This window comes from Geodermatophilus chilensis, from assembly GCF_002802985.1.
GTDB lineage: Bacteria > Actinomycetota > Actinomycetes > Mycobacteriales > Geodermatophilaceae > Geodermatophilus > Geodermatophilus chilensis.
Genome location: NZ_NVPT01000240.1, coordinates 1 through 5994, shown reverse-complemented (window position 1 = coordinate 5994; position 5994 = coordinate 1). Strand labels below are relative to the sequence as shown.

Annotated in this window: 8 protein-coding genes; 1 reads left to right on the top strand and 7 read right to left on the bottom strand. The window is 74.4% G+C overall.

Annotated features, from left to right (window positions below; all coding sequences use genetic code 11):
* Nucleotides 1-357: nucleoside deaminase (locus CNO22_RS25190; RefSeq protein WP_157937117.1), on the bottom strand; the 357-nt coding region annotated here is incomplete at its 3' end.
* A 181-nt stretch (nucleotides 358-538) separates the two neighbouring features.
* Entirely contained in the window at nucleotides 539-1762 is a 1224-nt protein-coding gene (locus CNO22_RS25185; protein ID WP_100501985.1) for a PucR family transcriptional regulator, read from the bottom strand.
* A gap of 263 nt (nucleotides 1763-2025) precedes the next feature.
* On the opposite strand from CNO22_RS25185, the gene CNO22_RS29995 reads away from it, so the two are divergent.
* On the top strand, nucleotides 2026-2370 hold the full coding sequence (locus CNO22_RS29995) for a CBS domain-containing protein (protein ID WP_332870105.1): 345 nt from the start codon (nucleotides 2026-2028) through the stop codon (nucleotides 2368-2370).
* Between the two features lie 46 nt (nucleotides 2371-2416).
* Here the strand turns inward: CNO22_RS29995 and CNO22_RS25175 are convergent, their stop codons facing one another.
* The 5 genes from CNO22_RS25175 to CNO22_RS25155 all read right to left on the bottom strand — a co-directional run bounded on the left by CNO22_RS25175 (nucleotide 2417) and on the right by CNO22_RS25155 (nucleotide 5961).
* Nucleotides 2417-3184, bottom strand: coding sequence for a sulfite exporter TauE/SafE family protein (locus tag CNO22_RS25175; protein WP_100501983.1), 768 nt, complete (start codon nucleotides 3182-3184; stop codon nucleotides 2417-2419).
* Nucleotides 3181-3612, bottom strand: coding sequence for a DUF2254 family protein (locus CNO22_RS25170; RefSeq protein ID WP_198588589.1), 432 nt, complete (start codon nucleotides 3610-3612; stop codon nucleotides 3181-3183). Before CNO22_RS25170 ends, CNO22_RS25175 begins: the two co-directional genes overlap by 4 nt.
* Entirely contained in the window at nucleotides 3609-4025 is a 417-nt protein-coding gene (locus tag CNO22_RS25165; RefSeq protein WP_157937115.1) for an STAS domain-containing protein, read from the bottom strand. Before CNO22_RS25165 ends, CNO22_RS25170 begins: the two co-directional genes overlap by 4 nt.
* Nucleotides 4026-4175: 150 nt before the next feature.
* Nucleotides 4176-5456, bottom strand: coding sequence for an NAD(P)/FAD-dependent oxidoreductase (locus tag CNO22_RS25160; protein WP_100501981.1), 1281 nt, complete (start codon nucleotides 5454-5456; stop codon nucleotides 4176-4178).
* A gap of 172 nt (nucleotides 5457-5628) precedes the next feature.
* Nucleotides 5629-5961, bottom strand: a complete 333-nt coding sequence (locus CNO22_RS25155) for a TraR/DksA family transcriptional regulator (protein WP_100501980.1) — start codon at nucleotides 5959-5961, stop codon at nucleotides 5629-5631.
* Between the last annotated feature and the right edge of the window lie 33 nt (nucleotides 5962-5994).

Here is a 5994-nt window from a genome sequence, read left to right as displayed (position 1 = left end):
CTGCACCCCGCGCGAGCGCAGCAGTTCCTCGGACTGCTGGAAGGTCCGGTTCTCGCCGATCACGATCCGGGGGATCTCGTACAGCAGCGCCGTCCCGGCGCACATGTAGCAGGGCGAGAGCGTCGTGTAGAGAACGCTCCGGCGGTACACCGACGCCGGCAACCGACCCGCGCGCTCGATGCAGTCGGTCTCCCCGTGGCGGATGGCGCTGCCCATCTGGACCCGGCGGTTGCGCCCCACGGCCAGCACCTCGCCCTCGTGCACCAGCACCGCGCCGATCGGGACGCCGCCCTCGTCCCAGCCGATCCGGGCCTGCTCGACCGCGAGGTCGAGGTAGTGGCGGTCGTGGTCCTCCACGGACTGAACCGGCGGAATGGGGCGACGGTGGGTCTCGGGCACGGCATGCCTCTCCAACGGGGGACGGGGGCCTGGTCACTGTCCCTCAGGCCACCGCTTGTGCACGACCCCACGAGGGACGGCCGCCCACCTCCTGCGTCTCTCCACACCGCGACCGCCCCCGCTCCAGCGTCCCGCCCTGTCAGGGCTCGGCTGGGAGTGGCCGCGCAGGCCAGTCGAGCAGACGCGCGCCGAGCACGGCCGCGTGGAGCGGGAACCGCTGATCGGGCTGGGACACGCGGTACCCGGTCAGCTCGGCGACCCGGGCCAGCCGGTAGGTCACGGTGCGGACGGAGACGTGTAGCCGCCGCGCGGCCTCGGTGGCGACATCGCCGGCGTCGAAGTACGCCTGCAAGGTCTCCAGCAGCACTGCGGCGCCGCCGCGACCCTGCTGCAGCGGGCCGAGCACGTCGCGGACCAGGTCCACGATCGCCGCTTGGTCGCGGCCGAGCACCCGGTACACCAGCAGGTCCCGGGCGTGCACTACATCGGCGTCGGAGCCCAGCCGATCGGCGAGGGCCAGGGCCTCGCGAGCCTCCTCGTAGCTGCGCGGCACACCCCAGACCCCGGGGAACGCCCGCCCTGCGGCCACTCGCCACCGACCGGCGATCCGCAGCCGCCGCAGGTCCTGCTGCAGGAGCCCGCCGATGTCACCGCCGCGCGCGGCAGCGCCCGCGGGTGCGGCGGCACTGGGGACGAGGACGACGATGCGACCGTCCTTCATCGCGACCAGCACCTCCCGGTCCCCGAACCGGTCGACGACCGCCCGCTCCAGGGCGGTGGCCGCCCGGTCGACCGCGCCGTCGGGGTGGCGCGGGGCCACCAGCGCGACGTGGTGCGGCTTGCCCAGGTCGATGCCGAACAGCTCGGCACGCTCCACCATCCGGGAGACGTCGGCGTCACCGCGGAGCAGATCGTCGACGAACTGGGCTCGCACGGCCTCCTCGCGGCGGATCATCTCCCGGCGTTCGGCCTGGTGGCCGTCGACGAGCACGCCGACGGCGTCGTCGAGGACCCGGAGCACCGCCTCGGCGGCGGCGCGGACCTTCTCCGGATCACTGGAGCGCGCGACGACCGGCAGTTCCCGCCACAGCCGCCACGCCGCGGACAGGTACAGGTCCACAGCGCGCCGCGCGCCGACGCCCTGCGCGGCCGCGCTCCGGCCGAGTTCGCGGACCGCGTCGAGCTCCCAGGCCTCGGCGCGACGCCCGTGGATGGCCGCGTCGGCCAGCAGCGGCAGGTACTCCCCGAGTAGCTCCGTCGGCGCCTGGACGGCGGCCGCGGCAGAGTCCCCGACCGAGTCGAGCCACTCCTCCGACGCCGCGGCCGGTCGGCCGGTGGGCGGACGTGCGGCGTCGCGGGGCATGTGCGCTCCCTTCGTCCTGTCGCGGCCAGAAAGCGGGCCTGGTGACGCGCAGTCGTTGGTTGCCGGTGACCGGCAACGCCAGCGTGCCTCATCTGACCGGACAGGCCCGCATCTGAGTAGTCCGGCGGCGGGGATGGTCCGAGTCGGCAAGGAGGTGGCCGTGCTCGACGATCACGAGCAGCGGCCTGCTCTGGTTGTCCACGGCCGGGGTTGCGGTGCCCCGACCGCGGCGCACGTGATGACCCCGCGGCCACCCACCGCCGATCAGTACACCTCCCTGTGGAGCGCTTGGGGGCGGCTACGGGGACCGGACAAGCGGTACCTGGTCGTCGTGGACCATCGGCTGCACCCGGTCGGCGTGCTCGACGACCGCGAGCTCGCACTGGCCTGGCCACCCGGCCCGTTCAGCGTGCATCCCGCTGCGTCGGCTGGCGCACGGACGACCGCGGCCGCAGGTACGTGCCGGGGACGACCTGGCGAGGGTGGCCCGGACCATGCTGCTCGCACACACCGACGCGGTTCCGGTGGTCGACGACGACGATCGGCTGCTGGGCCTGATCACCGCCCGGCACTGCCTGGAACTGCCGGCCCGCCGCCTGGTGACGTAGGCGCCCACCGCCTGCTCCAGCCCGGGTGTCCAGCAGCAGTGGGCGGTCAGCCACGGAGGAACAGGAAGGCCGATACGGCGACGCCGAAGGCGACGATGAACACCCGTAGCGGCGTGGCGGGAAGGCGCGTGGCGATCCTGGCGCCGACCACGCCGCCGAGCAGGCTGGCCGGCGCGCACACCGCCAGGTAGGTCCATGACACCGGCCCGAAGAGGCCGAACACGACGGCCGCGACGGTGGCGGTGACCAGGGACAGGACGGTCTTGATCGCGTTGGCCAGGTGCAGCTCTCCGAGCCCGAGGCCGAGCACGCCGACGAGGATCACGCCCAGCGCTCCACCGAAGTAGCCGCCGTAGACGCAGCCGGTGAACACGGCGACCGAAAGCCACACCGGGTCCCGTCCCGCCGTTCCCGCTGGGCTCCGCGACAGCCGCCGGGCCAGTAGCGGCTGCACTGCAAGCAGCAGACTGGCCAGCAGCACCAGGACCGGAACAACGAGGTCGAAGGCGTCGGATGGTGTGGTGAGCAGCAGCACACTGCCGGCCGCGCCGCCGGCAAGCGCCAGTCCCGACAATGCCAGGATGCGGCGGCCCTGACCGGCCAGAGCCGACCGGAAACCGACGACCCCGCCGAGGTAGCCAGGCCACTGACTGACCGAGTTGGTGACATTGGCGGCCACCGTCGGCAGGCCCAGGCCCACCAGCGTCGGGAACAGCACCAGCGACCCACCGCCGGCGATGGAGTTGATCGCCCCAGCGACGACGGCGACCATCGCGGCAAGGCCCAGCTGGCCAGCGGAGACGGCCTCGATCATGCCGCACCGGCCGTGCGGTGGCCGTTCAGCGCACGGTTCCCTGCGGTCGCATCCGCGGCTGCTGGCGCCCACCGGTGGCCGATGACGACCTGGCTGAGGCGGTCGCGGATGAACGAGCGCATCACCCGAGGGCTGAACTGGCTGCTGGCCAGCTGCAGGCTGACCACCGTCAGGGAGAACACCACCCCGGCGGTGGTGATGGTCGTGCCAGCCACGGTGCTCAGCAGCCAGGTGGCGGTGCTGCTGGACATCGTCAACGTCACCGGCACGACCCGCGCGCCCACGGCCCGGTCGACCGCCCCGGCGGCCTCGGCCACGGCGATGCCGGCGACCACGAGCAGCGCCGGCAGCGCGAACAGGCTCTCCCGGAACCGGTAGGCCGCCGCCGCGGCGCGCATCGGCAGCGGCGGCCGCGCGGCACCGCTCACCGGCACACCCGGCGGGGACGCCGCGCCGAGGGGCGGCGCGGCGTCGTCCGCGGCCGCCGTGGGGTCCGCGGCCCCCGCGGCTGCGGGCGTTCGGCATCGGCCGGGTCGACGGCGACCAGGTCGGCCAGCCCGACCAGCTGCAGCGGACGCAGCACGCACCGACGGCCGCCGGTGCGGATGACCAGCCGGGCGCCGCGCATCCGGCAGCGGCGGTGCGCCTGGGCCAGCACGGTGACCCCGGCGGCGCCGAGGAACGTGACCTGACCCAGGTAGACGACGAGCTCCCGGACGCCGGGCTGGCGGGCCTGCGAGGTGAGGCAGACCTCCAGTGCGGGCGCGGTGGAGGTGTCGACCTCGCCGACGACCTCGCCGACGACCTCGACGACCACCCGGCCGGGGCGGGGGTCGGGCACTGTGCGAACCGACAGCAGTCGTCCGGGATCGGGAATGGACCGGTGGGCGGGGGTGTGCAGCACGAAGGAGCTCCAGGGCGGGAAGGGACCCACCCGCCGGCGGTCCGAGGAGGTGGCGGTGTCCGCCGGCGGGTGGGAGTGCGGGGTAGGTCAGCGCAGGGGGTCGAACGGGGCCAGCTCCGGTGAGGCCTCGCCCTTGAGCACGGCCTGGGCGATCAGCTGCCCGGTGATCGGGCCGAGCGCGATGCCCCACATGCCGTGGCCGCCGGCGACGAACACCCGCGGGGAGGCGGTGACGCCGGCCAGCGGCAGCCCGTCGGGAGTACACGGGCGGGAGCCGACCCACTCGTTGCGCCGGTCGTCGAGGTCGACCCCGGTCAGGAACGGGCGAACGGCGTCGACGATCGCGGTGATGCGGCGCGGGTCGAGCGGAGCGCCGTGGCGGCGGAACTCCATCATCCCGGCCACCCGCAGCCGCCCGCCCAGCGGCGTGCAGGCCACGCGCTGGGCCGGGAAGTACAGCGGGCCGCAGGGCATCCGCTCCACCGGCACGCTGAAGCTGTAGCCGCGCCCGGCCTGCACCGGCTGTCGCACGCCGAACCGGCCGGCCAGCCGACCCAGCTCCGCGCCGGTGGCGAGGACGACCGCGTCGTGCCGCTGCCGCTCACCGGTGCTGGTGACGACGCTGATCCCGTCGCCGGCGTGCTGCAGGTCGACCACGCCGACGCCCTCGACCAGTTCACCGCCGCGGGAGCGGACCGCTAGGGCCAGGGACCGCACGAACTCCGGTGGGTGCAGGTACCGCTGGCCGGAGATCTGCACCGCCGCACCCACCTGGTCGGTGAGCGCCGGCTCCATCGCCCGCGCCCGCCAGCCGGTGATCGGATGACCGCGAACGTCCTGGCCGGCGTCGCGGATGGCCTCCAGCTCGGCGCACAGCCGCTCGGTCTCGCGCTCGCGGCGGAAGCACGCCAGGAACGGCCGCGCCGGGTGGGTGACCGCGGGCACCCCGGCGGCGGCGAGGACGTCGAAGGCCTCCAGCGCCCGCTCGTTCAGCGGCCCGTAGGCGGCCATCCCGGCCCGCCACCGCCGCGCGGTGCTGTGCCCGACAAACCCGGTGAGGAAGCGCAGCAGCGTGGCGTCGGCGCGCAGCGGCACGTACACCGGTGACCGGGGACTGAACACCGCCCGCAGCCCGTAGCGCAGCACCGCCGGCTCGGGCAACGGCACGGTCAGCGCCGGGGTGAGCCAGCCGGCGTTGCCCCAAGAGGCGCCGGCGCCCACGGAGTCACGCTCGTAGACGGTGATCTGCACGCCGGCCTCCTGCAGGAACCAGGCGGTGGCCAGGCCGACCATGCCGCCGCCGACGACGGCGACCTGCCGCGGCGAGCCGGCCACGAACTTCGGACCGTGCTGATGGGACGAGGACATGCCCGCTCCTTCCCCCGACGGTCGTGTCGCCGGGACGGGTTCGACCGGGCAGCGATCGGCACAGGATGTGCGCATCCACCGGTCAGACGCGGTGGTCGGACCGGTGGATGCCCGGCAGGTGGATGGCTGGGGGGCGGGCCGCGCCGGGATGCGCGGCCGCGGCGCGGACCGCTCAGCGCGCCTGCTGGCAGGAGACGCAGCCGACCGCAAACGGCCGCAGCTCCAGCCGCTCGGTCGGGATGGCGCTTCCGCAGTAGGTGCACACGCCGTAGGTGCCGGCGGCGATCCGCTCCAGCGCCGCGTCGATCTCCTCGATCCTGCGCAGGTGGCTGGCCGCGCGGTTGACCGCAACCGGGTCCGGCATCGAGGTGGCCGACTCGGCCAGGGCGAACTCCCGCTGGCGCACGCAGTCGGCTCGCTGGGTCTCGAGCAGGACCCGGAACGGCGCCCAGTCCGTGGCCGTGGCCGGAGACGTGGTGGTGGCAGGGGTGATGAGCGTGGTCATGAGGGGTTCTCCTGGAATGACGGGGAGCGCATC